24 protein-coding genes are annotated in these 24227 nt (G+C 68.3%); 14 read left to right on the forward strand and 10 right to left on the reverse strand.

Annotation, left to right across the window (positions count from 1 at the left end; translation table 11 throughout):
- The first annotated feature begins 50 nt into the window (after window positions 1-50).
- On the forward strand, window positions 51-3947 hold the full coding sequence (gene hrpA, locus FHU31_RS01755) for an ATP-dependent RNA helicase HrpA (RefSeq protein WP_167155124.1): 3897 nt from the start codon (window positions 51-53) through the stop codon (window positions 3945-3947).
- On the opposite strand, the gene FHU31_RS01760 is transcribed toward hrpA, so the two are convergent.
- On the reverse strand, window positions 3944-4759 hold the full coding sequence (locus tag FHU31_RS01760; protein ID WP_167155127.1) for a thioesterase family protein: 816 nt from the start codon (window positions 4757-4759) through the stop codon (window positions 3944-3946). The two genes, hrpA and FHU31_RS01760, sit on opposite strands and share 4 nt — an antisense overlap.
- Window positions 4760-4789: 30 nt before the next feature.
- Window positions 4790-5233: a DUF4383 domain-containing protein gene (locus FHU31_RS01765; RefSeq protein ID WP_167155130.1), complete on the reverse strand. Its 444-nt coding sequence runs from the start codon at window positions 5231-5233 to the stop codon at window positions 4790-4792.
- 98 nt (window positions 5234-5331) lie between these two features.
- On the opposite strand from FHU31_RS01765, the gene FHU31_RS01770 reads away from it, so the two are divergent.
- Together FHU31_RS01770 and FHU31_RS01775 are read left to right on the forward strand one after the other, a co-directional pair.
- Window positions 5332-6441 (forward strand): FAD-dependent oxidoreductase, encoded by a 1110-nt coding sequence (locus tag FHU31_RS01770; protein WP_167155133.1) that lies wholly within the window; start codon window positions 5332-5334, stop codon window positions 6439-6441.
- Between the two features lie 72 nt (window positions 6442-6513).
- On the forward strand, window positions 6514-7734 hold the full coding sequence (locus FHU31_RS01775; RefSeq protein ID WP_234901119.1) for a CaiB/BaiF CoA transferase family protein: 1221 nt from the start codon (window positions 6514-6516) through the stop codon (window positions 7732-7734).
- A 7-nt stretch (window positions 7735-7741) separates the two neighbouring features.
- Here the strand turns inward: FHU31_RS01775 and FHU31_RS01780 are convergent, their stop codons facing one another.
- The 3 genes from FHU31_RS01780 to FHU31_RS01790 form a co-directional block, all read right to left on the reverse strand.
- Window positions 7742-9214 carry an HNH endonuclease signature motif containing protein gene (locus FHU31_RS01780; RefSeq protein ID WP_167155136.1) on the reverse strand — a complete coding sequence of 491 codons (1473 nt, stop codon included), beginning with the start codon at window positions 9212-9214 and terminating at the stop codon, window positions 7742-7744.
- Window positions 9215-9322: 108 nt separating this feature from the next.
- On the reverse strand, window positions 9323-10456 hold the full coding sequence (locus tag FHU31_RS01785) for an acyl-CoA dehydrogenase family protein (protein WP_167155139.1): 1134 nt from the start codon (window positions 10454-10456) through the stop codon (window positions 9323-9325).
- The gene (locus tag FHU31_RS01790) at window positions 10449-11642 is read right to left on the reverse strand and encodes an acyl-CoA dehydrogenase family protein (protein ID WP_167155142.1); all 1194 of its coding nucleotides are present in this window, start codon (window positions 11640-11642) and stop codon (window positions 10449-10451) included. Before FHU31_RS01790 ends, FHU31_RS01785 begins: the two co-directional genes overlap by 8 nt.
- A gap of 69 nt (window positions 11643-11711) precedes the next feature.
- Between FHU31_RS01790 and FHU31_RS01795 the strand changes: the two genes are divergently transcribed.
- The gene (locus FHU31_RS01795) at window positions 11712-12131 is read left to right on the forward strand and encodes an SRPBCC family protein (protein WP_167155145.1); all 420 of its coding nucleotides are present in this window, start codon (window positions 11712-11714) and stop codon (window positions 12129-12131) included.
- Here the strand turns inward: FHU31_RS01795 and lipE are convergent.
- Both lipE and FHU31_RS01805 read right to left on the reverse strand, forming a co-directional pair.
- Window positions 12121-13359: a lipase LipE gene (lipE, locus tag FHU31_RS01800; protein ID WP_208410337.1), complete on the reverse strand. Its 1239-nt coding sequence runs from the start codon at window positions 13357-13359 to the stop codon at window positions 12121-12123. The two genes, FHU31_RS01795 and lipE, sit on opposite strands and share 11 nt — an antisense overlap.
- Before the next feature lie 8 nt (window positions 13360-13367).
- Complete coding sequence (locus FHU31_RS01805) at window positions 13368-13844, reverse strand: peroxynitrite isomerase (protein ID WP_167155151.1); 477 nt, start codon at window positions 13842-13844, stop codon at window positions 13368-13370.
- Window positions 13845-13880: 36 nt separating this feature from the next.
- On the opposite strand from FHU31_RS01805, the gene FHU31_RS01810 reads away from it, so the two are divergent.
- A complete protein-coding gene (locus tag FHU31_RS01810) occupies window positions 13881-14351 on the forward strand; it encodes an acyl-CoA thioesterase (protein WP_167155154.1) in 471 nt (156 codons plus the stop codon).
- A gap of 5 nt (window positions 14352-14356) precedes the next feature.
- On the opposite strand, the gene FHU31_RS01815 is transcribed toward FHU31_RS01810, so the two are convergent.
- Together FHU31_RS01815 and FHU31_RS01820 are read right to left on the reverse strand one after the other, a co-directional pair.
- On the reverse strand, window positions 14357-15739 hold the full coding sequence (locus tag FHU31_RS01815) for an aspartate aminotransferase family protein (RefSeq protein ID WP_167155156.1): 1383 nt from the start codon (window positions 15737-15739) through the stop codon (window positions 14357-14359).
- Window positions 15740-15768: 29 nt separating this feature from the next.
- Window positions 15769-17259: a CoA-acylating methylmalonate-semialdehyde dehydrogenase gene (locus FHU31_RS01820; RefSeq protein ID WP_090359211.1), complete on the reverse strand. Its 1491-nt coding sequence runs from the start codon at window positions 17257-17259 to the stop codon at window positions 15769-15771.
- A 108-nt stretch (window positions 17260-17367) separates the two neighbouring features.
- Here FHU31_RS01820 and FHU31_RS01825 point away from each other — a divergent pair, with 108 nt between their 5' ends.
- The 4 genes from FHU31_RS01825 to FHU31_RS01840 all read left to right on the forward strand — a co-directional run bounded on the left by FHU31_RS01825 (window position 17368) and on the right by FHU31_RS01840 (window position 20498).
- Window positions 17368-18999, forward strand: a complete 1632-nt coding sequence (locus FHU31_RS01825; RefSeq protein WP_167155159.1) for a PucR family transcriptional regulator — start codon at window positions 17368-17370, stop codon at window positions 18997-18999.
- Between the two features lie 72 nt (window positions 19000-19071).
- The gene (locus FHU31_RS01830; RefSeq protein ID WP_167155162.1) at window positions 19072-19881 is read left to right on the forward strand and encodes a dienelactone hydrolase family protein; all 810 of its coding nucleotides are present in this window, start codon (window positions 19072-19074) and stop codon (window positions 19879-19881) included.
- A gap of 158 nt (window positions 19882-20039) precedes the next feature.
- Complete coding sequence (locus FHU31_RS01835; protein ID WP_167155165.1) at window positions 20040-20192, forward strand: hypothetical protein; 153 nt, start codon at window positions 20040-20042, stop codon at window positions 20190-20192.
- 18 nt (window positions 20193-20210) lie between these two features.
- Entirely contained in the window at window positions 20211-20498 is a 288-nt protein-coding gene (locus tag FHU31_RS01840) for a hypothetical protein (RefSeq protein WP_167155168.1), read from the forward strand.
- A 7-nt stretch (window positions 20499-20505) separates the two neighbouring features.
- Here FHU31_RS01840 and FHU31_RS01845 read toward each other — a convergent pair whose 3' ends face one another.
- On the reverse strand, window positions 20506-21642 hold the full coding sequence (locus FHU31_RS01845) for a GGDEF domain-containing protein (protein WP_167155170.1): 1137 nt from the start codon (window positions 21640-21642) through the stop codon (window positions 20506-20508).
- A gap of 113 nt (window positions 21643-21755) precedes the next feature.
- Here FHU31_RS01845 and FHU31_RS01850 point away from each other — a divergent pair, with 113 nt between their 5' ends.
- From FHU31_RS01850 to FHU31_RS01865, 5 genes are read left to right on the forward strand one after another with little or no spacing between them, the layout of a single operon-like run.
- Window positions 21756-22676, forward strand: a complete 921-nt coding sequence (locus FHU31_RS01850; protein ID WP_167155173.1) for an SDR family NAD(P)-dependent oxidoreductase — start codon at window positions 21756-21758, stop codon at window positions 22674-22676.
- 52 nt (window positions 22677-22728) lie between these two features.
- Entirely contained in the window at window positions 22729-23214 is a 486-nt protein-coding gene (locus tag FHU31_RS01855) for a GtrA family protein (RefSeq protein ID WP_167155176.1), read from the forward strand.
- Between the two features lie 20 nt (window positions 23215-23234).
- Window positions 23235-23309: a hypothetical protein gene (locus FHU31_RS32125; protein ID WP_420372084.1), complete on the forward strand. Its 75-nt coding sequence runs from the start codon at window positions 23235-23237 to the stop codon at window positions 23307-23309.
- Between the two features lie 16 nt (window positions 23310-23325).
- Window positions 23326-23763 carry a Rieske (2Fe-2S) protein gene (locus tag FHU31_RS01860; RefSeq protein ID WP_167155179.1) on the forward strand — a complete coding sequence of 146 codons (438 nt, stop codon included), beginning with the start codon at window positions 23326-23328 and terminating at the stop codon, window positions 23761-23763.
- A 43-nt stretch (window positions 23764-23806) separates the two neighbouring features.
- Window positions 23807-24217, forward strand: a complete 411-nt coding sequence (locus FHU31_RS01865; RefSeq protein WP_167155182.1) for a hypothetical protein — start codon at window positions 23807-23809, stop codon at window positions 24215-24217.
- Window positions 24218-24227 lie beyond the last annotated feature (10 nt).

Raw genomic sequence — 24227 nt, forward strand, 5'->3', positions numbered from 1 at the left:
GGCGCTCCCGTCGAGTCGATCCCTCGAGCGTGCACCCTATGCTTGTCCTGGTGCAAGAACCGTCCGCCACCGAGCTGCGCGCGCGCCTCGATGACCTGACGTTCCGGGACGCCGCCCGGTTGGGCCGGCGACTGAAGAATCTGCGCGGGGCCCCGGACGAGAAGCTGGTGGCGCAGTTCGCCGCCGCCGAAGGACTCATCGCCACCCGGCTGGCGGCGGTCCCCGAGATCACCTACCCCGACCTGCCGGTGAGCGAGCACCGCGGGGAGCTGGCCAGGGCGATCGCCGCGCATCAAGTGGTCGTGGTGGCGGGCGCGACCGGCTCGGGCAAGACGACCCAGCTGCCCAAGATCTGTCTGGAACTCGGCCGCGGTATCCGTGGCACCATCGGGCACACCCAGCCGCGGCGGCTGGCCGCCCGCACCGTCGCCCAGCGCATCGCCGACGAACTGCGCGTCCCGCTCGGTGGCGCCGTCGGCTACACCGTGCGCTTCACCGATCAGGCCGACGATTCGACGCTGGTCAAGTTGATGACCGACGGCATCCTGCTCGCCGAGATCCAACGCGACCGGCGCCTGCTGCGGTACGACACGATCATCATCGACGAGGCCCACGAACGTAGCCTCAACATCGACTTCCTGCTCGGCTACCTGCGCGAATTACTGCCCCGCCGAACGGATTTGAAGGTCATCGTCACCTCGGCGACGATCGATCCGGGCCGATTCGCCGAACATTTCGGCGGTGCGCCCATCGTCGAGGTGTCGGGACGCACGTATCCGGTCGAGATCCGGTACCGGCCGCTGGAAGTGCCGGTCGCAGCCGATGACTCCGACGATCCGGACGATCCCGATCACGAGATCGTGCGCACCGAACTGCGCGATCCGACCGAGGCCATCGTCGACGCGGTCAACGAACTGGCCGCCGAACCGGCGGGTGACGTGCTGGTGTTCCTGTCCGGGGAACGCGAGATCCGGGACACCGCAGAAGCATTGCGCGGTGCGGTCGGACCGCATACCGAGGTGCTCCCGCTGTATGCCCGGTTGCCCACCGCCGATCAGCAGAAGGTGTTCACCCCGAGCCGCAGCGGCCGCCGGATCGTGTTGGCCACCAACGTCGCCGAGACGTCGTTGACGGTGCCGGGGATCCGGTACGTCGTCGATCCCGGTACCGCCCGGATCTCCCGTTACAGCCGGCGCACCAAGGTTCAGCGACTGCCCATCGAACCGATCTCGCAGGCGTCGGCGGATCAGCGCGCCGGCCGGTCGGGCCGCACCGCGCCGGGTATCTGCATCCGGCTGTACTCGGAAGCGGATTTCGACGGCCGGCCCCGGTACACCGACCCGGAGATCCTGCGGACCAACCTCGCCGCGGTCATCCTGCAGATGTCGGCGCTGGACCTCGGTGACATCGAAGAGTTCCCGTTTCTCGACCCGCCCGACGCACGCAGTATCCGCGACGGGGTCGGTCTGCTGCAGGAACTCGGCGCCTTCGACAGCGCGGGCGCGCTGACCGACACCGGGCGGCGGCTGGCGCGGCTGCCGCTGGATCCGCGGATCGGCCGGATGATCCTGGCGGCCGACGCGGAGGGCTGTGTGCGCGAGGTGCTGGTGCTGGCCGCCGCGCTGTCCATCCCGGACCCGCGTGAACGACCCGTCGACCGGGAGGAGGCGGCCCGGCAGAAGCACGCCCGGTTCGCCGACGAGCACTCGGATTTCGTGTCGTACCTTAATCTTTGGCACTATCTGCGTGAGCAGCGCAAGGAGCGTTCGGGCAGCGCTTTCCGCCGGATGTGCCGCGAGGAGTTCCTGCACTATCTGCGCATCAGGGAGTGGCAGGACCTGGTGGGGCAGTTGCGCAGTATCGCCCGCGATATCGGTGTCCAGGAATCCGACGAAGCCGCCGATCCCGCCGGCGTGCATGCTGCGCTGGCGGCGGGACTGCTCTCGCATATCGGCCTGCGGGAAGAAACCAAGGGCCGGGACTCCCGCGATTACCAGGGTGCGCGGAATTCGAAGTTCGTCCTGGCGCCGGGCTCGGTGCTGACCCGCAAGCCGCCCCGCTGGATCGTCGTCGCGGATCTGGTGGAGACCAGCAGGCTGTTCGGCCGGACAGCGGCCCGTATCGACCCCGAGACGCTGGAACGCGTTGGCGCACATCTGGTTGCGCGCACCTACAGTGAACCGCACTGGGACGCCGTGCGCGGCGCGGTGATGGCCTACGAACGGGTCACCCTCTACGGATTGCCGTTGGTGCCGCGGCGGCGGGTCGGCTATGGCACCGTCGACCCCGTCGTCGCCCGCGAGCTGTTCATCCGGCACGCGCTGGTCGAAGGCGATTGGCAGACCCGGCACCACTTCTTCCGCGACAATGCCGCGCTGCGCGCCGAACTGGCGGAGCTGGAGGAACGGTCGCGGCGACGTGACCTGATGGTCACCGATGACGAGATCTACGCCCTGTACGACGCCAGGGTGCCGGCCACGGCGGTATCGGCGCGACATTTCGACGGGTGGTGGAAGAAGCAGCGGCACCTGACCCCGGATCTGCTCACCTTCACCCGCGAGGAACTGCTGCGGGTGGACGACTCCGCCGACCATCCCGACGCCTGGCGCACCGACGATCTGGCGCTGCCCCTGACCTACCGCTTCGAGCCGGGGGCGGCCGACGACGGCGTCACGGTCCATGTGCCGGTGCAGGTGCTGGCCCGCCTCGGCGGTGACGGATTCGCCTGGCAGGTACCGGCATTGCGGGAGGAACTGATCACCACGCTGATCAAGTCGCTGCCCAAGGATCTGCGCCGCAACTTCGTGCCCGCCCCCGACACCGCCCGCGCAGTGCTGCCCACACTGGACCCCGGATCGGGTTCGGTACTCGACGCGCTGCAGCGTGAACTGCGCCGGATCAGCGGAATCCTGGTGCCCATCGATGCCTTCGACCTGACCAAGGTGCCTGCGCATCTGCGGGTCACGTTCGCCGTCGAGGACAACGACGGTAAGGAGGTGGCGCGCGGCAAAGACCTTGGCGCACTTCAGGAAGACCTGGCCGCACCGATTCAGCAGGCGGTGACCGCGGCCGTCGCGGGTGGCCTGGAGCGCACCGGTCTGACCGTGTGGCCCGCCGATCTCGACGAACTGCCCCGCACCGTGGAGCGCGTCACCGGCGGGCACACCGTGCGCGGCTACCCGGCCTTCGTGGACCGCGGAAAGTCGGTGGATGTGCGGGTGTTCGCTTCGGCTGCCGAACAGCAGGCCGCGATGGGCCCCGGCATCCGGCGGTTGTTGCGGTGCAGCGTGCCCTCGCCGGTGAAGGCCATCGAGCGGGGCCTGGACACCCGAACCCGGTTGGCGCTGGGCGCGAACCCGGACGGCACGCTGGCGGACCTGCTGGACGACTGCACCGATGCGGCGGTGGATGCGCTGGCGCGTACGACGGTATGGACCGTTGCCGATTTCACCGCGTTGAAGGCCAGGGTGGCCGCGGAGCTGGCCCCCATGACCCGGGGCATCGTCACCAGGGCGGAGAAGGTGCTGACGGCGTTCCATGAGGTCCAGGTGGCCCTACCGGACAAACCCGGTCCGGCCCAGGCGGCAGCGGTCGCTGACATCCGGTCACAACTGGACAGGCTGCTGCCCAAGGGATTCGTGACGAATGCCGGGGCCGGCCGGCTGGCCGATCTGACGCGATACGTCACCGCCATCGAACGCCGGTTGCAGCGGTTGCCGCACGGCCTGGGCGCGGACGCCGAGCGGATGGCCCGCGTGCACGCCGTCGAGGACGCGTATGACGCTCTGGTCCAAGCCCTTTCGCCCACCCGCGCGCAGGCGGCCGATATCCGGGAGATCGCCTGGCAGATCGAGGAGCTGCGGGTGAGTCTGTGGGCGCAGCAGCTGGGTACCCCCCGGCCGGTGAGCGAACAGCGGATCTACAAGGCCATCGACGCGATCAGCTAGCGGCCCGGGCGTCTGCGTACCAGCTGGGCCTGTTGGATGGCCGCGATCGGACCGGATTCGTCGAACAGGGTGCCGACCGAGGTGCCGACACCGTCAGCGCCGTAACTCGTTTCGGCGCGGATCCCGAACCAGTCGCCGTCGGGCACCCGGTGGATGTGCACCGTCAGGTCGGTGTTCAGGAAGGTCCACGTGGTCAGGTCCATCCGAGACCCCATCCCGTTGGCGATATCGGCGACGCAGAACAGGCGTTGCAGCGGGCTGGCCGCTTCGCCCTTGACGAGGTCGACCTTGGACCGCACCCAGCATTCGGCGGGGACGCTGTTGAGCACATCGTTGACCCAGTGCCAGTCCAGAGTGTCGATATAGGTCTGGCCCAGGTCGGGGTTCACCGGCCGGGGATAGGTCGCCGTTCGCGGCACCAACGGCGTAGTCGGGGTGAACACCAGCCCGGAGGTGTCGTGTTCCTGGAAACGCCAGGCGCGGGCCTCGGCTACGGGGCGCGGCGTGCCGTCGGGGCCGGGCGCCAGCATCTTCGCCGCGACCAGTTCGATCTTGGTGCCGGCACGCTTCACCTCGGCGCGCAGCCACAGTGGTCCGGCCACCGGGACCGGACCGAGCAGATCGACCACCACCCTGGACAGCCGGGCGTCGGCGCGGGGCGCGCAGCGCTCCAGGCTCCGGACCAACAGCGCCGACACCGGTGCCGCATTCTGCATCTCGGCGCCCCAGGTGCTGATCACGTGGTCGGATGCGCGGAACCGCTCCCCGGCCGGATCGGCGTCGTCGACGAGTTCGTAGTAGGCATCGGTCACCCGCTCACGTTACACAGAAGTGCGTATTTGTCACTGTCGGCGCAGATCGGCCAGCGACCTTCGCAGCCCGCCGTCGAGCCGGATCTGGATGACGGCCACCCCGGCCATCACCCCCGCGGTGACGAAGTGCACGACCGCATCGGTGATGTTGTGGGGAAAGGTGAACACGTAGGCGACCTGATGGGAGAACAGGGCCCAGACGCCGGGGAGTCCGCCGGCCACCGCACCGGCCAGCAGGTACAGCACCGACCAGGACTTGCGCAGGCAGAACACCAGACCGGGCCCGAACAGGGCAAGGCCGGCGAGCGCGTGCCAGCCGTTGTAGTCCATGCCGAGGATCTGCACGGTCGGCGCTCCCGGGCCGGTGGCGAAACTGGGTTCGGCGATGAATCCGATGATCGCCTGCGTGAGGTGGAACACCGAGATGACGAGCAGACCCCACTGGGCGAAGCTCCAATTACTGATACGGAACATCTCCTACCCCCTGTAGTAGATCCGTGCTGTGACCGTACGACGGTGGCGGTGTGGCGTCAATGGTCGGGTTGCGGGCCGCGAGCCGTTAGCGTGCGGTGATGGACCGCCAACGTGTCGTGATCGCCGGGCTCGGCGACACCGGGGTGCTCACCGCCATTCGGTTGGCCCGGCGCTTCGATGTCGTGGGTATCTCGGTGAAACCGGGCTTGGTCAGTGGCCAGGAACTGGGCGTGCGGGTGGCGCGGCCCGACGACTGGGCCCGCGACTACTGGATCGAGTTCGGCCGGTTCCGTGGACTGGACCGGGTGCGTACGGTGCACGGGGTGCTCACGGGCGTGGATCTGGCGGCGCGCACCGTGCATGTCGATCGTGTCGGTGCGGCCGCGGTGGAGCCCTATGACGTGCTGGTCATCGCGACCGGTGTGACCAATGGATTCTGGCGGCGACCGGTCTGGCAGACCGCCGATGATGTTGGGCGGGAACTGCATTCGGTGCACGACCGGCTGGCCGGTGCGGAGTCGATCGCAATCATCGGTGGTGGTGCCGCCGCGGTGAGTGCCGCGGCGAATCTGGCGGTGGCCTTGCCGGCTTCCGGTGTCGCGCTGTACTACCCCGGTGAACGTGCGCTGCCCCAACATCATTGGCGGGTGTGGAACCGGATCGAGAAGCGGTTGCGGGCGGCCGGGGTGGCGTTGCACTCCGGCCATCGCGCGGTGGTCCCCGTGGGATTCGGCTGCGACGCCATCACCGGTGACCCGGTGCACTGGTCGACGGGGCAGTCCCCGGTCGCCGCGGACGCGGTGCTCTGGGCGATCGGCAAGGTTCGCCCCAACACGGCGTGGCTACCGGCCGATGTGCTCGACGAGCAGGGATTCGTCCGCGTGACACCGCAATTGCGGGTGCCCGGGCATCCGGGGGTGTTCGCGGTCGGCGACGTCGCGGCCACCGATCCGCTGCGGGCGTCGGCGCGCAGCCGGGCCGACGGTCTGGTGGCCCGCAACGTCAAGGCCTATCTCGCCGGTGGCCGGCCGCGGGACTACCGCGCCCCGTCGACCCGCTGGGGCTCGGTCCTCGGAGTGCAGCGTGACGGCCTGGAGGTGTTCACCCCGGCCGGGCAGGCGTTCCGCTTCCCCGCGTGGTCGATCGAGCGGGTGCTGCAGCCGTGGATCGTCCGGCGTGGCATCTACCGCGGGGTGCGGGGGCGGTAGCGACCCTGGATCCGGGCCATCTACCGTCGTCAATACGGTACGGTCGCCAGTAGGTGGGCGGAGAGGACTCGGATGAGCAAGGTCATGGAAGGTGTACGCGTCCTAGAGGTCGCGCAGTTCACCTTCGTCCCGGCGGCGGGGGCGATCCTGGCGGACTGGGGTGCCGATGTCATCAAGATCGAACATCCGCTTCGGGGCGATACCCAGCGGGGGTTCGTGAATATGGGCGGCTTCGCGCTGGACCCTGACCGGCACCCGCTGATCGAACATCCCAACCGCGGTAAACGCAGCGTCGGCATCGACGTCTCCACGCCCGGCGGCCAGGAGGTGCTCTACGAGATCGCCAAGACCGCCGACGTGTTCCTGACCAATTACCTGCCTGCGCAGCGGCAGCGGAACAAGTTCGACGTCGAGCACATCCGTGCGGCGAACCCGAACATCATCTACGCGCGCGGCAGCGCGTACGGAGACAAGGGCGCCGAACGCGACACCGGCGGATTCGACGGCACCGCCTTCTGGACCCGCAGCGGGGTCGGACACGCGCTCACCCCCGAGGAACTGGGAGGTGCTCTGCCCCAAGGTATCCCGGCCTTCGGCGACTCGATCGGCGGGATGAACATCGCTGGCGGGATCTCGGCGGCACTGTTTCACCGGGAACGCACCGGGGAGGCCCTGGAGATTGACGTCTCGCTGCTGAGTACCGCGTGGTGGGCCGCGGGCGCCAGCGTCACCCAGGGCATGGAGACCGGGGAGACGATGCGCTCGCTGATGCCGGGTACCACGGCATCGGTGAATCCGTTCATGGCCAACTACCAGACCTCTGACGGCGGCACCATCAACCTGTGCATCGTCAGCCCCACCGGCTATATCCGCGACACCTTCGCGCATCTGGGCTTGGCCGAACTCGCCGATGATCCGCGATTCTCCGACGTGCTGCCGCTGATCGAGAATGCCGAAGCCGGTGTGGAACTCATCGCCGAAGCAATTCGCAGCAAGCCGTTCGAGTACTGGCGCCGGCATCTCAAGACCATGAAAGGTCAGTGGGCGCCGTTCCAGAGCCTGGTGGATCTGGGTACCGACGAGCAGGCGATCGCCAACGACATGATCGTCGAGGTCGAAGGTGCGGACGGGAAACCGTTCAAGGTGGTGCGTGGGCCGGTGCAGTTCAATCATGAGCCGCTGCAGACGACCCGTGCCCCGCAGGCCTCCGAGCACACCGAACTGGTGTTGATGGAAATCGGGCTGGAGTGGGACCGCATCGAGGAGCTCAAGGACGCCGGCGCGATAGCCTGAGCCGGTCTCAGAACGGGATCGGTGTGTCATCGAGTGCGGCTTGTTCGTAGAGGTGGTCTTCGAGCTGCCAGGCCAACAGGCGTCGTTCGGCCTGTCGTTGGTCGAGGCGCTCGCGGTTGGTTCCGCGTTCATGGGTGAGACGTTGGGTGTGTTCGGCGGTGCGCGTCTGCCTGCGTCGGGGCATTTTCAGTCCACGGAGCGGGTTCGGGGTTGCGGCGGTGTGGATATCGGGTGTTCCGGTTGGCGTGGCCAGGGCGGGGAACCAGTGCGCGCCTTCGGGTGTGGTGGTGTGCACCTGGCCGGTGGGGGTGCGCCAGACCACGGTGCCGTCGGGGTACTGGGTGTCGGTCCAGCCGTCGTGGAAGGTTTTCAGCAGATGATGAAAACGACACAGGCACTTCAGGTTTGACGGGTGCGTCGGGCCGCCCGGCCACGGCACGGTGTGGTCGAGGTCGCAGTATTCGGCGCGCACGGCGCAGCCGGGGAACCGGCAGGTCAGATCGCGGGTCCGGACGAACTGGGCCAACGCGGTGGAGGGCCGGTAGCCGGGTTCGGCCTCGGGCGCCGGGATGGGGATGCCCTTGACCGTGGCACCCGCACGCAGCAGAGCGGTGACCTGGTCGGCGGGTAGTACGCCGTGCCCGGGCAGGTATCCCGGCGCGTGCGGGTCGGCGGTGAGGGTGGCCGGAGTGGCGATCACGTGGATCACGAATCGGCCCGCGGTGGCGGTGCGGCCGGGGTCGGCGGCCGGGCAGGCCGCATTGCCGCATTCGCAGGCCAGCGCGGTGCCCAGCCCGATCGCGAGGATGGCATCGGAGCGGCGTTGGTGTTTGGTGCGCGGGTCATCGGCACACACGCTGTCGGCCATCCTGTCGAGCAGGGTGTCGAACGCGGCACCTGCGGCGGCCTCGACGCGGGCCCAGACATCGGACATCCCGCCCGGGGCGGGCGCCACATCGACGCGCCGCTTGTCCCGCGCCGGGCCCGGAGTGCGGACTCCTGCAGGATCACTGCGGGCAATGACCTCGTCGATGCGCTGCTCCTGCACCGGCCCCGACAGTCGCATCCATTCGAGCAGCTTGGCGGCGATCTGGACGTCGATCACGGCCAGCCGGGCCGGATCGTCGACCAGGTCGGTGCGGTTGATCACCGTGGTGACCAACCGGTAGTCCACCTCCCCGGACAGATGCACCGTCGCCACTGCCGGTAACCGGTCGCGGAGCGCGATTGCCACCCTGAGCTGGGCATCCGCCCGGGATCGGGAGATCCCCAACCCGACGGCCACCTCGGCGGCCAGGCCGGCGTACCCGTCGATCGCCCAGTTCAGTCGCTCCACGTCCGCACCCGGGGCACGGATCTCATAGAGATCGGCGATCGCCTCCAGCCGGCGCGCCCCCGCGGCGTTCTCCGCGCGCACGGCCGTCGCCATCCGGTCCAGTGCCTCAGCCGCTGCGGACCGCTCCAGCAATGCATCGAACATGTGTGCGATGTTAGTCGCGGGGTCCGACAACCGGCCGGCATCGAGATCGCCGGCCTCGACGCTTAGGGAAGCTAGAAATTAGCCTCACTCACCGTCGAGGCAACCCCTTCAGCCCGTCGCGACCCGGGGTGCCTTGTCCGCGACCGCGGTATCGAGCACCAGCTCCGCCACCCGGTTCCGATGCGCTTCGGCACTGCCGAGCAACGCGGCGTCGGTGACGGCCCGCTTGAAGTACAGGTGCGCCTGGTGTTCCCAGGTGAACCCGATACCGCCGTGCACCTGGATGGTGTCGGTGGCGATGCGGGCGAGCGTCGCCGACGCCAGGGCCTGGGCGATGCTGACCGCCAGCGCGGGGTCATCGGATCCGTCGGTCAACGCCCACACCGCGTGATAGGTGGCCGAGCGGGCATGTTCGAGGTCGACGAGACCTTCCGCGAGCCGGTGCTTCACCGCCTGGAAGGAGCCGATCGGCCTACCGAACTGCAACCGGGATTTGGCGTACTCCACCGACAGATCGAGCAGATGCTGCGCGGCGCCGACCTGCTCGGCGGCCAGCAGCGCCGACCCGGCCTGCAGGGCGTGGGTGATGATGCGTGGTGCGGTGTCCGGTCCCGCGATCAGCCGGGCCGGCGCATCGGTGAGGGTGATGGTGGCCTGCGGCCGAGTGAGATCGAGGGTGACCAGCGGTTCGCGATGGACGCCGTCGGAGGCCACGGCATACAACGCCACCCCCTCCGAACCCGTTGCCGCGACCAGCAGTTCGTCGGCGTCGCCGTCGACCACCCGGTCGATGCGGCCGGTCAGGGTGTCGGTCCCGGTCACTGTGACAGCGTCGGGATCGAAGGCGCCGGCGCGGTCGCCGACGGCGAAGGCCGCCGTGCGGGTACCTTCCACCAGCGCACCGAGTAGTTCGTCGCGGGCCGCGCCGGGTTGGGCAGCCACCAGTGCGGGGATGGCCAGGTACACGGTGCCGAAGAGCGGACCGGTCGCGAGTGCGGCGCCGAGTTCCTCCGCCGCGATCGCTTGATCGACAAGGGTGCCGCCGGCTCCGCCGTCGGATTCGGGCACCGAAAGGCCGAGCACCCCCAACTCCGACCCCAGGCGCTGCCAGACCTTTCGGTCGAACCGCGGTTCGGATTCCATCTGGGTGCGGGCGGGCTGCTCGCCGAAGTTGTCGGCACTGAATTTACGTACGGCGGAGCGCAATTGAGCTTGTTCGGAACTGAACTCGAACTCAGCCACGGGGGATCTCCTTCCAGGGCATACCGGCGTCGGCCCGCAGATCACCGGGCAGGCCGAGGATCCGTTCGGCCAGGATGTTGCGCATCACCTCGGACGTCCCGCCCTCGATGGTGTTCGCCTTGCTGCGCAGGAAGCGCTGCTGGACGGGCCCGCGCCAATCCTCGGGGTCGTCGCTGTCGTGCAGTCCGTAGCCGTGGTACAGGATGCCTTCGGCGCCAAGCAGATCCATGCACCATGAATAGATGTGCTGATTCAGCTCGGCGCCCACCAGTTTGCCGACGGACCCCTCCGGTCCGGGGCCGCCGGAGGTCGCGGTGGCCCGCGAGCGTTGCGCGGTCAGCCGCTGCGCTTCGGAGCGCAACCACAGCTGGGTCAGCTGGTCCCGCAGGACCGGCGTGCGCAGATCGGGTCGCGTCGCCCACAACGCGACGGCGTCGGCGATGGTGCCCGCGCCGCGCCGGCTGCCGCTGCCGCCGAGGGCGCTGCGCTCGTTCATCAGCGTCGTCATCGCCACGTTCCAGCCGTTACCCACGTCGCCGAGCCGGTGGGCATCGGGGATCCGGGCGTCGGTGAGGTACACCTCGTTGAACTCGGCCTGGCCCGTCAGCTGGCGCAGCGGCCGCGTCTCGACGCCCGGGCCGTGCATGTCCAGCACGAAGTAGGTGAGCCCTTTGTGTTTGGCCACATCGGGATTCGACCGGGCCAGCAGCAGACCCCACCTGGCCCGGTGTGCCAGCGAGGTCCATACCTTCTGGCCGTTGACCACCCATTCGTCACCGTCGAGGACGGCGGAGGTGGCCAGGCCGGCCAGATCGGATCCGGCGCCGGGCTCGGAGAACAGCTGACACCAGATGTCCTCGGTCGCCGCCAACGGCCGCAACCACGACCGTTTCAGTTCCTCGGACTGCGCATGCTCGCGGATGGTGGGCGCGGCCATGCCGTAGCCCATGGGATTCAGGCTCAGCGGTATCGGTCCGCCCGCGCCCTGCAGGATGCCGTCGGCGACGGCCTGCAACCCGCGCGACACCCCGAGGCCGCCGAGGCCCTCCGGGAAGTGCACCCAGGACAGGCCGGCGTCGTAGCAGGCAGTGAGGTACTCCGGAATCGGGACCTGAGTCGGATCGTGTTCGGCGATGACCCGGCGGGCCAGGTCGGCGACCCGGTCCGCGTCGGCGACGGTGCTCATCACCTCACCATAGGTAAGCGTGACGGCCGTCACTTATGCGGGTCGCGAACCCTGGGGCAGGATGAGGCCATGCAGGTCACCTCAAGCGCAACCGTCGCCACACCCATCGACACGGTGTGGGCCACCCTCACCGACCACGTGGGAATGGAGTCCTGGGCGCCGGGCATCAAGGTCAGCCTGGGCCGGCCGGGCACCCCCGAGGCCAACGGCGTGGGCGCCGTCCGTCAGATCAAGACCCCCGGGCCGGGGCCGGATATCGTCGAGGAGGTCACCACTTTTGACGCACCGCATGTCTTCGGCTACAAGGCGCTCTCGGGCACGCCGTTCCCCGGCTACACCGGAGAGGTGCGGCTGACACCGTCGGGTACGGGCACGCGGATCGACTACACCATCGGCTCCACGGCGTCGTTCCCGCTCGTGAAGATCCCGCTCGCGGGGATCGGGCAGGTGTTGCTGCGGCTACTGGTGCGGGCCGCCGCTAAGGCGTGACCGGGAACTCGCGGTTGATGCTGTCCAGCAGCGCTGGATAACGTTTGGCTTCGGGGTGGCCGCTGGGTTTTCCACTGCTCACGACGGCCACCGACAGGGCGCGGTCGGGGTCGGCCCATACCGCGATATCGGTCAGCCCGGTGTGCCCGAACGCCCCCGCCGCGTCGCGCCCGAAGGGGCCGAATCGCTTGGACCCGAGCATGTAGCCGGTACCCCAGCGCATCGGCGCCCCGCCGACCGCGAGATCGGGGCGCAGGCGGCGCGCTTGTCGGGTAGCGCCGTGCAGTGTTTCCGGGGCCAGCACGCGCACCCCGTCGAGTTCGCCGCCGCGGCGCAGGATTTCGGCGAATCGGGACAGTTCGTCGGCGGTGGAGACGGTGTTCGACGACGGGACGACGCCGGTGAGGAACTCGGGAGTGTTCGAGAGCGGGATGATCTGTTGCGGCGTTCCGCCGATCGCGAGCTTGAAAGCCTTGGCGATCGGTGCCGGAAGCGGCTTGCCGGTCACGTGGCTCGGCGCCACCAGCGCAACATCTTGTTCGGCCACACCGAAATTGGTCCACCTGAAACGCAGCGGCGCCAGGATTTCGTCGTGCAGGATGTCGCGGATGCTGCGCCCGGTGGCCGCCGAGATGATCTCGCGCATCAGCGGGCCCCACGTCAAGCCGTGGTAGATGTGCACCAGACCGGGCCGGTAGACGGGCTTCATCTGGCTCAGCATCTCGCGGGCATACGCACTGTCGTCCATCCGCCGCAGATCCGGTTTCGGCCCGGTGGCGAACGGGATTCCGGCGCTGTGGGTCAGGACGTGCCGGATGGTGGTGCGGTCCTTGCCATGGCTGGTGTAGCCGGGCAGGTAGTCGCACACCCGGTCCTCCAGCGCGAAGTTGCCCCGCTCGATGAGCATGTGTGCGACGGTGACGGTGATCGCCTTGGCGGCCGAGTAGACGCAGAACGGGGTATCGGTCCGGACCGGAACTCTTTCGGCGTCAACGGGATCGGCCGGGCCGTTACCCCAGGCATGGCCGATGGCCCGGTTGAGCACCACCTTGCCCCGGTGTCGCACGCACACCTGGATGGCCGGCTGCATGCCCGCCTGGTACCAGTACCTGGCATTGTCCCAGATACGTTCCACCGCTTGGGAATCGATATCGCTGTGGTCCTCGGGCGCGCGATCGGTGATCTCGTCCAGGTCACTGGACACCCGGATCCGGCCTTCGGGTTTCATCGTCGTGCTCATGACTGCCTCCGCAGAGTCGCCGACAGATGGTGCTGCAGTGGTTGGCCCACCGCGCCCATCTGCACCGTGTAGGTCAATTCGTCACCGTCGCACCGGAACGAACGGGCCAGCGCGGTCACCTCTTTGGCCGATGCGGAGCGGCCGATGGTCGTCGCGGTGACGTCGATTCGCAGCGGGTGCGTGGTGAGCGTGCCTTCCAGGACCTCCACGATGCCGGTCGGATGAGCCAGCAGTAACTCCACCCGGCCCGGCTCGGGTACGCGGACATAGCCGGATTCCGCGTGCAGGGGCCGACCGTCATCGGCTGCCTTGGTGCGCTGTGAGTAGGCCAGGAACGGCTTGCCGACATGGCCGAACGTCACGGTCTCCAGATACGTGAACGGCGCGATGGTGGGGTACTCACCCGCCCCGGGGCCGACCCAGGTGCCGAGCAGTGGAGCCAGAACAGCGATATCGGGGTGAAGGTCGGGCACGTTCACCAGCCTACGGCGTGGTGTTCTAATGCCTGGGTGAACACCGACAACGCAACCCTGGTGGGCGACGTGGCACGCCCTCACCCCGCCCGCCTGTCCAAGGCGCTCTACCCCGTGACCGGCCTGGCGATCGCGAGATACGGGGATATGGACGCGAACGGGCACCTGAACAACTTGGCGCTCGAGGCGCTACACGAAAGCGCGCGAGCCGAGTTCAACGCGCGCATCTTTCCTGGCATCTATCAGCCCGAGGCGCGCACTGTCCGGCTGGTGACGGCCACCAACGTGGTGCACTTCCTGTCGGAGGTGCACTGGCCGGTGACCATCCACACCGGCCTCGGCATCGGGCGTATCGGCCGGACGTCGTTCGTGTCGTCGACCGCGTTGTTCGTCGGTGAGAACTGTGTCGGCCTGTGCGACACGGTGCTGGTGCTGCTAGGCGACGACGGCCCGACCCCGATCCCCGAACAGACTCGAGAGCAATTGGGGACGTACCTGTTTCGCTGACCCGACTACAGTGCGGCGTCGGCCACATCCAGCGCCGAATCCAGGATCGCCAGACCCTCGCGCGCCTCGTCCTCGGAGACGTTGCACGGCGGCACGACGTGGATGCGGTTGAAGTTGGCGAACGGCAGCAGGCCACCGGCCTTGCAGGCCGCGATCACGGCGTTCATCGCCGGGCTGGAACCCCCGTAGGGCGCCAGCGGCTCGCGAGTCTGGCGGTCCTTGACCAGCTCGACCGCCCAGAACACACCCGCACCGCGCACTTCGCCGATGCTGGGGTGCTTGTCGGCCAGTGCGACCAGGCCGGGTCCGATGACCTCGGCACCGATGCGGGCCGCGTTCTCGACCATGCCCTCGTCGGCCATCGCGTTGATGGTCGCCACGGCCGCGGCGGTGGCCAGCGGATGCCCCGAGTAGGTCAACCCGCCGGGATAGGGCCGGTGCGCGAACGTCTCGTAGATGGCCGGGCTGATCGCCACACCGCCGAGCGGGACATAACCGGAGTTGACTCCCTTGGCGAACGTCAGCAAGTCCGGCACCACGTCGAAGTGGTTGATGGAGAACCACTTTCCGCTGCGTCCGAAGCCGGCCATCACCTCGTCGGCGATGAACACGATGCCGTGGCGGGTGCAGAGCTCGCGCACGCCGGCGATGTATCCCGGCGGCGGGATCATGATGCCCGCGGTACCCGGGATCGATTCCAGGATGATCGCGGCGATGGTGGACGGACCCTCCATCTGGATCAGCTTGTCCAGGTACTCCAGCGCGCGCTGGGATTCCTGCTCCTCGGTCTCGGCGTAGAACGACGACCGGTACAGGAACGGGCCGTTGAAGTGCACCACCCCGGCGCTACCGCGGTCGTTGGGCCAGCGGCGCGGGTCGCCGGTCAGGTTGATCGCGGTGTCGGTACCGCCGTGGTAGGCGCGGTACCGGGACAGCACCTTGTAGCGGCCGGTGTGCAACCGGGCCATCCGCACCGCGTGCTCGACGGCGTCGGCTCCACCGTTGGTGAAGAAGATCTTGTCGAGCTCCCCGGGGGTGCGCTCGGCGATCAGCCGGGCCGCCTCCGAGCGTGCCGCGTTGGCGTGCTGCGGCGCGACCGTGCAGAGCTTGGCGGCCTGTTCGGCAATGGCGGCAACGACTTTCGGGTGCTGATGGCCGATGTTGGTGTTCACCAGCTGACTGGAGAAGTCCAGCAGCCGGTTGCCCTCGCCGTCCCACACGTACGACCCCTGCGACGCGGTGATCGTCATCGGGGCGATCTCGGCCTGGGCCGACCAGGAGTGGAACACATGCTTGCGGTCCAGCTCGTAAGCGCGGGCGGCTTCGGCGCGGGCGTCCGCGACGGTCAGCCCATTGGGCAGCGCGGCGGTCTCTTCGGTGACAGTCATGGTTTCGATTTTCTCACTTGCCCGATCGATTAGTTGGTGGGGAAGCCGAGGTTGATGCCCCCGTGCGACGGATCGAGCCAGCGGCTGGTGATGGCCTTGGCGCGGGTGAAGAAGTTGACGCCTTCGGTGCCGTGGGCGTGGCTGTCGCCGAACAGCGAGGCCTTCCAGCCGCCGAAGCTGTAGTAGGCCATGGGCACGGGGATGGGGACGTTGATGCCGACCATGCCGACCTCGACCTCGTTCTGGAAGCGCCGGGCGGCGCCGCCGTCGTTGGTGAAGATGGCGGTGCCGTTGCCGTAGGGGTTGCTGTTGATGAGTTCGAGGGCCTGGTCGTAGCTCTCGACGCGCAGCACCGACAGCACGGGGCCGAAGATCTCGTCGGTGTAGACACTCATGTCGGGGGTGACGTTGTCGAGCAGGGTGGGGCCCAGCCAGAAGCCGTCTGCGGCGCCGTCAGCGGTGACGGTGCGGCCGTCGACGACGACCTTGGCGCCGTCGGCTTCGCCGGCGTCGATGTAGGCGGCCACCTTGTCGCGGTGGGCCTTGGTGACCAGCGGACCCATGTCGGAATCCTTCGTACCGTCGCCGATCTTGAGGCCGACGGTACGTTCGGCGATCTTGGCGACCAGGTCGTCGGCGATCGGTCCGACGGCGACGGCGGCCGAGATGGCCATGCAGCGTTCACCTGCGGAACCGAAGCCGGCGTTGACCATGGCGTCAGCGGCCAGGTCGAGGTCGGCATCGGGCAGGATGACGGCGTGGTTCTTGGCTCCGCCGAGGGCCTGGACGCGTTTGCCCGCGGCGGTGCCGGTGGCGTAGACGTACTGGGCGATCGGGGTGGAGCCCACGAAGGACACCGATTTGATCTTGGGGTTGGTGAGCAGTTCGTCGACGGCGGTCTTGTCGCCTTGCAGGACGTTGAACACGCCGTCGGGCAGCCCGGCCTCGGCCCACAGCTGGGCCAGCCACAGGGATGCCGAGGGGTCCTTCTCCGACGGCTTGAGCACGACGGTGTTACCGGTGGCGATGGCCAGGGGGAAGAACCACATCGGGACCATGGCCGGGAAGTTGAACGGGGAGATGATGGCCACCGGTCCCAGTGCCTGGCGGATCGAGTAGACGTCGACCTTGGTCGAGGCGTTCTCGGTGAAGCCGCCCTTGAGCAGATGCGGGATACCGCAGGCGAATTCGACGACCTCCTGGCCACGGGACACTTCGCCCAGGGCGTCGGAGACGACCTTGCCGTGCTCGCTGGTGATGATCTCGGCGAGTTCACCCTTGCGGGCGTTGAGCAGCTCGCGGAAGTTGAAGAGCACCTGGGTGCGCTTGGCCAGCGAGGCGTCCCGCCAGGCCGGGAACGCCGCGGCGGCGGCGTCGATGACGGCCTGGGCGTCGGACACCGAGGCGAGCGCGACCTGGCCGGTGACCTGGCCGGTCGCCGGGTTCGTCACCGGCGCGGTCGCACCCGAGGTGCCTTCGAAGAACGTGCCGTTGAGCCAGTGCTGAACCGTGGCTTGCATCGCGATGTGCTCACTTTCTGTTGAGGTTGCACCCAGTCTGCGGCCGGGTGGCCCTCCTCGAGCGTGACGAAGTGTCTACAGATTGCGCCTCGTCGATACACTATGTAAATGATCATCACGGTGGCCGATGTCCTGGGACTGCCGGTGCTGCAAGACGGCGAGCCCGAGATCCTGAGCTCCCGGCGGTTCGACGAACCCGTCCGCTGGGTGCACGTCAGCGATATGGCCGACCTGTCGACGCTGGTGCAGGGCGGTGAGCTGGTGCTGACCACCGGTGCCGCATTACGTGCGGACCCGCGCCGCTACCTGGCGGGTATGGCCGAGGCCGGGGTGCTCGCCGTAGTCGTCGAACTCGGCGGGGCGAGCCTGCCGCCGGAGGCGGGCGCGATCGCCGAAGAGTGCGAGGTGGCGCTGGTGGCGCTGCACCGCCAGGTGCGCTTCGTGGAGGTGACCGAGGCGGTGCACCGGATGATCGTCACCGATCAGTTCGACCGGGTGGACTTCGACCGGCGCGTGCACGAGACCTTCACCGACCTCAGCATGAAGCGTGCCTCGGTCGGCGGCATCGTCGACGCCGCGGCGGCCATCCTCGACGAACCGGTGGTGCTCGAGGATCTCGCGCACCGGGTGCTGGCGGTGTCCGCACGCGGGCACGCCGCCGACCTGCTGCACGACTGGGAGCGCCGATCCCGGCGCAATGCCGGAACCGAGCACTGGGCGTCGACCTCGGTGGGGCCGCGCGCCGAAGAGTGGGGCCGGCTCATCGTGCCCCGCCGGCCCGCCGATGCGGCGCGCACCCAGATGGTGCTGGAACGTGCCGGGGTGGCGCTGGCCCTGCACCGGATGATCGAGCGGGACCGATCCGGGCTACAGCATCAGGCCCAGACGGGCCTGATCGACGATGTGCTGCGCAGCCGGGTCACCGACGAGCGCGAGGCCGCGGCCCGTGCGCACGCCCTGGGGCTGCGTTCGGCGGCCCGCTACGTGCCGGCGACCGTCCGGGTGGAGCGGCCCGAGAACATTCGAGCCCAGGCCGATCCCGTTGCCGGGCAACGGCGCAACGTCTCCCTGCTGGACACCGTCATGCACACCGTCAACGCCTCCGGACACACCGGCCTGTTCTCGGTCCGGCGCGACGGTGAGATCGGACTCGTGCTGTCGCTCGGCGTCACTCGTTCCGCGGACGCGGCGCTGAGCGCGCTGGGCAACGATCTGCGTCGCGAAATACGGCGTGTCGAAGGGGTTTCCGACTCGGCGCTGGCGGTCGGCGAACCGGTGGAGCGGGTCATCGACGCGATCCACGGCTTGGCCGAAGCCGCCCACATCGCCGAGGTCGCCCTGTCGATGGGGGAGAAGCCGCGGCCGTTCTACCGGGCCGCCGATGTCCGGCTGCGTGGATTGATCTCCCTGCTGCGCAGTGATCATCGGGTGCAGGCCTTCGCCGAAACCGAACTCAGGGCGCTGCTGTCCGATGACCCGTCGAATATCGCGGTCCTTCGGGAATACCTGCGGCTGGCCGGGAACAAGGTGGCGGTGGCCCAGCGGCTGCACATGAGCCGGCCCGCGCTCTACAAGCGACTCGCCTCGATCAGCGAGACACTGGGCGTGGAACTCGATGACGGGGACTCGCGCACCTCCCTGCATGTCGCACTGATGGTGCTCGACGCGCAGAAGCTCAGTCGCCCGGTGGGTTCGGCGAGCGAACCGGTGCGCGCGGAGATCATCGATCCCTACATGTGAGGGGTATGTCCGGCGAGACGACGGTATGGTGGCCGCTGTTGCTCGTGTCCGGTACGGGAGAGGACCACTGCGGTGCCCAACGATGATCTCGCCGATTTCGAGCACACCGAGTTCACCCACGACGGCACCACGCGGTCGATCTTCCGCAAGGGCAGCGGGCCCGCCGTGATCGTGATCGCCGAGATCCCCGGGATCACGCCGAAGGTGCTCGATTTCGCCAGGAAGGTCGCCGATATCGGGTGCACCGCGGTGCTTCCACATCTGTTCGGCGAACCCGGCTTCGATCCCAACCGGAGCACCTTCACCGCGCTCAGCAGCCTCGCCAAGACGATGGTGCCCGCCTGTATCAGCAAGGAATTCGTGACCCTGGCGACCGGCCGGACCTCGCCGGTCATCAGCTGGCTGCGTGCCCTGGCCCGCGCCGAGCACGAGCGCTGCGGCGGGCCCGGCGTCGGTGCCGTCGGAATGTGCTTCACCGGTGGTTATGCGCTGGCGATGGCGACCGATGACGTGCTGCTCGCCCCGGTGTTGTCGCAGCCGTCGATGCCGGTGGCACTGACGGCACGACAGAAGCACTCCATCGACATCTCACCCCAGGATCTGGCCGTGGTGAAGCAGCGGTGTGCGGCCGGGCTGACGGTGCTGGGCCTACGGTTCAAATCGGATCGAATGGTGCCGGCCGAGCGGTTCGACTTCCTGCGCGAACAGCTCGGGGAGGCCTTCGTCGCTGTGGAACTCGATGACGCGGACGCCAACCCCGACGCCCTGCTTACGCCGCACTCGGTGCTCACCGAGCATCTCATCGACGAACCGGGCCAGCGCACCCGAGCGGCGCTGGACCAGGTGCTCGACCTCTTCCGCACCCGTTTACTGACGGTGTGAAGTCTCGCCGTCGCTGACGGAATGAGTGAGGCGCCTCGTGCTGTTGGCACAGGTATGAATCAGTGCGCCGGTGTGACGAGCGGCCGGGAATCCGACTGGGGCGTGTCCTCACTCACAAGTCCCTTGTCAGGCGCCTTGCTTAGGGGGACTATCTAGCCATGCTAACTATAAAGCGTTACGCCGAGGCGGCCCTGCTGTCCGTGGTCGCGCTGGTGGCGATTGCGACACCCACCGTCATGCTGCTGCAAGACGGACCGCATATGCCGGTGCAGATCGTAGTCAATCAACCGCTGTCCGCCGACGCTCGCTGAGTCGAGGGAGTGTGCGATATGAGTGCAATGAGACGACTGGCGACAGTGGCGTGCGCCGCGGTGGCGTTCGCCGCGCCGGCGGCGGTCGTGAGCGCAGCTGCGCCCGAAGTGGGGTCGCTGACCTCAGTGGTGGCAGAACCTCACGGTAACGGCGGTCCGGACGGCCACGGCGGTGGTGGAGGCTGCAGCAGCGGGCCCGGCTGGCACGGCTGCGGTGGCTGGAACCCGCAGCAAGGTGGCTTCGGCAGCGGGTGCATCAACGGTCTCTGCGGCGGCTGGGACGGCACCCGCGGCTGGGGCGGCTGATCGGCTTCTAGGCCGAGCGGCCGATGTCCCGGTGGTCCTCATCCGGCTCGTCTCGCACCGTGGCCAGCTTCGGCGATTCGAGCAGGCAGCTCTGATTGCCCCCGGCCTTGCGTGCTTCATACATGGCGTTGGTCGCGATGGTGACCAGTTCGTCGAGCACATCGTGCGACGTGTGCCTGGCCAGCGGCTGGAGCGGCGTGCTGACCACCCCGAGGCTCGCGGTCAGCTGGAAGGGTGCCGATTTGATGGTGCTCAGGATGCGGTCGGCCAGTGGGGTGGGGTCGGCATGGGTGAAGACATCGGCGACCAGATACTCACAATCGCCGAGGTGACCGATGACGGCGTCACCCCGGACGGTTTCACGCAGGCGCTGTCCGATCGCCACACGAGCGCGGTTCCCGCCGGCTTTTCCGGACATCGCGGTCAGCAGCGAGAAGCTGTCCAGGTTGGCCACGATGAGCACGAAGTAGCGATCGTCGCGCCGGCTGCGCGAACCGATGAGGGTGGCCACCTGGTCGTAGAACGTCTGCCGATTCAGCAGACCGGTCAGCGGCTCGATGCCCCCGGTGTTCATCTCCGAACCGGCGATCTTGAGCGCCAGTTCACAAGCGGAGGCGACGGACACGTTGATGGTCATCACCAAGGCGACCGACGAGACCGCCATGACGGGATCCTCGACGAACAACCGCCAGGCGAGGGTGGCCAGCGTGGCCGCCTGGAGCGTCCAGATGATCAGCAGGAGCCGGCGAGAATGGAAGAAGACCGTGTACGCGGTCGTCACCACGAACGCGGTCGAACCCACAAGGGCGAGCACCGGATTCGGCAGCATCAGGCACCCGGCGGCGATCAGCAGCGTCCCGAGCGTCACGCAGAACACCGACTGACGCCAGGTCGGCCATTCCGCGCGCAGCCAGATGGCGGCCATCGCGCCGATGGACAGGATGACCACGGTCACCGCCAGCGGCCCGTACGCCACGGAGTGCCGCGGCGTGGAGATGGTGGCGGGTACGGCGATCGCGCCGAGCGCGAGGATGCTCCACGCCACCACGCGACACGTCAGTGTCTGCAGTTCGCGGGCGGCCAGGAACGAGGTCAGCCACTGGTAGTGATCACCGCGATGCCGCCACCGTCCAGGAGTGCGCATCAGGCACCTGACCGCGTCGGACACGAACACCGTGACATTCAGCGAACGCTACCAGCACAGGTGCCCGTCGGCACCGTGCTTGCGAGGGCAAAATCCGCGGTTAGCCTCGCACTATGACATCGCAGTGGACGCCGGGACGGCTCGGCGATCTGACCGGAAAGCGCATCATCGTGACGGGTGCGACCAATGGGGTGGGATTGGCGACGGCGACCGCGTTGGCCCGTGCCGGCGCGCGCGTGATCCTGGCCGTCCGCAACACCGCACTGGGTGCACAGCGGGCACTGGAGATGGGCGGTGACACCGTCGTGGCCGAACTCGACCTGGCCGATCTGGGGTCGGTGCGTGCCTTCCCCGGCCGCCTCGACACCCTCGGTGTCGACGAGATCGACATCCTGATCAACAACGCGGGCACGCTGACCCGGCAACGCTGGGACACCGTCGACGGATTCGAAGCGACGATCGCGACCAATCTGCTCGGACCGTTCGCGCTCACCAACCTGCTGCTGGACCGTGTGCGTGACCAGATCATCAATGTGGGGTCCGAAGCGCACAAGTCGGCGACACTGCACCTCGACGATCTGCACCTGCGCGCCCACAAGTGGACCGTGATGGGCGCCTATGCGGCGTCCAAGCTCACCGTCATGCTGTGGGGACTGGAATTGGACCGACGGCTGCGGGCCGCGGGGTCACCCGTCGTCACCCAGTTGACCCACCCCGGATGGGTGGACTCGAATCTGCCGCAGCTGTCCGGCGGCCCGCTGATGGGGATCGTGCAGCGCGGGGTCAAGGTGGTCGCCGGAGCGCTGGCCAACGACAAGGACGCCGGCGCGGCCACCACCCTGTACTGCATCAGCGAGCCGATCCCGCCCGGCAGTTACGTCGGTGTGGACGGCCGGTTCGGTCTGCGTGGTGGCCCCGTGCTGATCGGCCGGTCGGCGCTGGCCTGCGACTACGCCGTCGCGGGGCGGGTCGTGCAGTTCGCCGAACAAGAAACCGGGACAGAGCTTTTGGCCGCTCGCGCCGGCAAGCGCTGAATGTTTGCCGGCGCATAACGGGTCGGTCATATCCGGGTGCCATCGTGGAGCGGTGACCGCCGAACCGGCGCCGGCGTCGGCACCGGCGCGACTTGCCGAGCGGTTTCACCGATTCTGTGAACGCGTCGTCGCCCGCCTGCCGTACGGATTCGACCGTGTCATCGCGCCGACCTTCCTCGGCTTCGCACTGATCAACAGCTTCACCTTCGGGGTGGATCTGGCAATTCTGACCTTGCTGCACAGTGGTTTTGGTGTACCGCTGCCGGTGGCGCTGACCCTGGGCTACGTGGTGGCCTTCGCGCTGAGCTATGTGCTGAACCGGACGCTGAACTTCCGCTCGCACGCGGTGGTCGGACCGCAACTGGCCAGCTATGTGGTGGTCGTCGCCGTCAACTACGCGGCCTTCATCGTCGCGTTTCCCACCGCACTGGCCTCGTTCGGGCTGGAGTACCACCTGGCGCGCCTCTTCGCCGGTGGCGGTGAGGCCGTGTTCATGTACAGCGCCATGCGGTGGGTGGTTTTCCGTAGCCGGGGGTGATTCCGGTGATAGGTGGCCCCGTGTTCCTTACGCTCGTCGACATCTGGTTGACCGCAGCCCCTCGGTTCCTCCAGACCAACGGACTTGCCGACTGACGCGAGGAGATTGCTCATGACCACTCAGGACAACGCCGTCGGGCGCCGCCAGGTGCTGGCCGGTGCCGGAATAGGTCTGGGAGCCACGGCGATCGCGGCCTGCTCAGGCTCGGGCCAGAAGGCGGCCCCGCCGGCCACGGAATCGTCGGCGGGTACGTCGGCGCCGGGTCAGGCTGCGGGCACGCTGGCCAAGACGTCGCAGGTGCCGGTCGGGTCGGGTGTCATCGTCGACGACGTGGTGCTCACTCAGCCCACCGCCGGGGTTTTCAAAGGGCTCTCGACCGTGTGCACCCATGCCGGGTGCGCGGTCTCGTCCGTCGCCGACGGGAAGATCGTCTGCCCGTGCCACGGCAGCACCTTCGACCTGGAGGGTGCGGTGCTCAAAGGCCCGGCGACCAAGCCGTTGGCGACGGTCGCCGTGACCGTGCAGGGGCAGGACATCGTCAAGGGCTAGTCACACACCTGGCCGGCACAGCCGCTGGCTACGATCACCGGCTGTGGGAGACGACGAGGACGCCGCGACGGGGGAATCGGCGCAGGCGCCGTGGTACGAGGAATCGTGGGCGGTGTACGCGGCCGGGGCCGGCGCGGTCGCCGTGATCATCGTCCTGGTGTTCGCGGTGCTGCAGACGGCGCACGATTCGGTGGAACCGCCCCGCGGGCCGGCACCCACCACCGCCGACGCCCCGTCGACGTCGTACACCACCACGACGACCACGACGACCACCCGCAGCACCAGACCGTCGACGTCGGATATCAATCCGGGGGAGTCCAGCCCCGGGTCGACCACGACGACCACCGACGGCGGCTGGGTTCCCGACTTCCCCGAGTTGACCGGCACCACGTCCACGACGACGACCGACCCCTACGCGACGAGCACGTCGGCTCCCCGGGCCGGGGCCGTCTAGGCGAGACGCC

It is taken from the genome of Mycolicibacterium fluoranthenivorans, assembly GCF_011758805.1.
Taxonomy (GTDB): Bacteria; Actinomycetota; Actinomycetes; order Mycobacteriales; family Mycobacteriaceae; genus Mycobacterium; species Mycobacterium fluoranthenivorans.

What these genes read in the sequence shown, in the direction of transcription:
- FHU31_RS01765 (WP_167155130.1), bottom strand. Translation starts at nt 5,233, where the DNA reads ATGTTCCGTATCAGTAATTGGAGCTTCGCCCAGTGGGGTCTGCTCGTC.
- FHU31_RS01770 (WP_167155133.1), top strand. Translation starts at nt 5,332, where the DNA reads ATGGACCGCCAACGTGTCGTGATCGCCGGGCTCGGCGACACCGGGGTG.
- FHU31_RS01775 (WP_234901119.1), top strand. Translation starts at nt 6,514, where the DNA reads ATGAGCAAGGTCATGGAAGGTGTACGCGTCCTAGAGGTCGCGCAGTTC.
- FHU31_RS01780 (WP_167155136.1), bottom strand. Translation starts at nt 9,214, where the DNA reads ATGTTCGATGCATTGCTGGAGCGGTCCGCAGCGGCTGAGGCACTGGAC.
- FHU31_RS01790 (WP_167155142.1), bottom strand. Translation starts at nt 11,642, where the DNA reads ATGAGCACCGTCGCCGACGCGGACCGGGTCGCCGACCTGGCCCGCCGG.
- FHU31_RS01795 (WP_167155145.1), top strand. Translation starts at nt 11,712, where the DNA reads ATGCAGGTCACCTCAAGCGCAACCGTCGCCACACCCATCGACACGGTG.
- lipE (WP_208410337.1), bottom strand. Translation starts at nt 13,359, where the DNA reads ATGAAACCCGAAGGCCGGATCCGGGTGTCCAGTGACCTGGACGAGATC.
- FHU31_RS01815 (WP_167155156.1), bottom strand. Translation starts at nt 15,739, where the DNA reads ATGACTGTCACCGAAGAGACCGCCGCGCTGCCCAATGGGCTGACCGTC.
- FHU31_RS01820 (WP_090359211.1), bottom strand. Translation starts at nt 17,259, where the DNA reads ATGCAAGCCACGGTTCAGCACTGGCTCAACGGCACGTTCTTCGAAGGC.
- FHU31_RS01825 (WP_167155159.1), top strand. Translation starts at nt 17,368, where the DNA reads ATGATCATCACGGTGGCCGATGTCCTGGGACTGCCGGTGCTGCAAGAC.
- FHU31_RS01835 (WP_167155165.1), top strand. Translation starts at nt 20,040, where the DNA reads ATGCTAACTATAAAGCGTTACGCCGAGGCGGCCCTGCTGTCCGTGGTC.
- FHU31_RS01840 (WP_167155168.1), top strand. Translation starts at nt 20,211, where the DNA reads ATGAGTGCAATGAGACGACTGGCGACAGTGGCGTGCGCCGCGGTGGCG.
- FHU31_RS01845 (WP_167155170.1), bottom strand. Translation starts at nt 21,642, where the DNA reads ATGCGCACTCCTGGACGGTGGCGGCATCGCGGTGATCACTACCAGTGG.
- FHU31_RS01850 (WP_167155173.1), top strand. Translation starts at nt 21,756, where the DNA reads ATGACATCGCAGTGGACGCCGGGACGGCTCGGCGATCTGACCGGAAAG.
- FHU31_RS01860 (WP_167155179.1), top strand. Translation starts at nt 23,326, where the DNA reads ATGACCACTCAGGACAACGCCGTCGGGCGCCGCCAGGTGCTGGCCGGT.